The organism is Acidovorax sp. Root219, assembly GCF_001428665.1.
In the GTDB taxonomy this organism is placed as follows: domain Bacteria; phylum Pseudomonadota; class Gammaproteobacteria; order Burkholderiales; family Burkholderiaceae_C; genus Acidovorax.
Genome location: NZ_LMIJ01000014.1, coordinates 90,100 through 91,110, shown reverse-complemented (window position 1 = coordinate 91,110; position 1,011 = coordinate 90,100). Strand labels below are relative to the sequence as shown.

General features: G+C 65.8%; 2 pseudogenes. Both read left to right on the top strand.

Annotated features, from left to right (window positions below):
* Window positions 1–214: pseudogene (locus ASE28_RS16335) on the top strand (electron transfer flavoprotein subunit beta/FixA family protein); the annotation flags it as partial.
* A gap of 20 nt (window positions 215–234) precedes the next feature.
* A pseudogene (locus ASE28_RS31460) lies at window positions 235–1,011 on the top strand (electron transfer flavoprotein subunit alpha/FixB family protein); the annotation flags it as partial.

The window sequence follows — 1,011 nt, the reverse complement described above, 5'->3', positions numbered from 1 at the left end:
CCTGAACGAGCCCCGCTACGTCACCTTGCCCAACATCATGAAGGCCAAGAAGAAGCAGCTCGACATCGTCAAGCCCGAAGACCTGGGTGTGGATGTCACCCCCCGCCTGAAGACCCTGAAGGTCACCGAACCCGCCAAGCGCGGCGCCGGCGTCAAGGTGGCCGACGTGGCCGCCCTGGTCGACAAGCTCAAGAACGAAGCCAAAGTCATCTGAAGCATAAGGAGAACAACCAAATGACCGTACTCGTTATTGCCGAACACGACAACGCCACCGTCAAGGGTGCGACCTTCAACACCGTGACCGCCGCCATCGCCTGCGGTGGCGACGTGCACGTGCTGATCGCCGGCCACAATGCCGGTGCCGCAGCAACGGCCGCAGCCCAAATTGCCGGCGTCGCCAAGGTCATCCATGCCGATGCCCCCGGCCTGGAACACGGCCTGGCCGAGAACGTGGCCGCCCAGGTGCTGGCCATTGCTGCCAACTACAGCCACATCCTGTTCCCCGCCACTGCCAGCGGCAAGAACGTGGCCCCGCGCGTGGCGGCCAAGCTGGATGTCGCGCAGATCAGCGACATCACCAAGGTGATCTCCCCCGATACCTTCGAGCGCCCCATCTACGCGGGCAACGCCATTGCCACCGTGCAAAGCGCAGACAGCGTCAAGGTCATCACCGTGCGCACCACGGGGTTCGACCCGGCAGCAGCCACCGGTGGCAGCGCAGCGACGGAAACCGCAGCAGCGACCACTGACACCGGCAAGAGCACCTTCGTGGGCAGCGAGATCGCCAAGAGCGACCGCCCGGAACTCACCGCCGCCAAGATCATCGTCTCCGGTGGCCGGGCCCTCGGCAGCAAGGAAAAGTTCGACGAAGTGATGACCCCGCTGGCCGACAAGCTGGGCGCCGCGCTGGGTGCCAGCCGCGCCGCAGTGGATGCGGGGTACGCGCCGAACGACTGGCAAGTGGGCCAGACGGGCAAGATCGTGGCGCCGCAGCTGTACATCGCGGCGGGG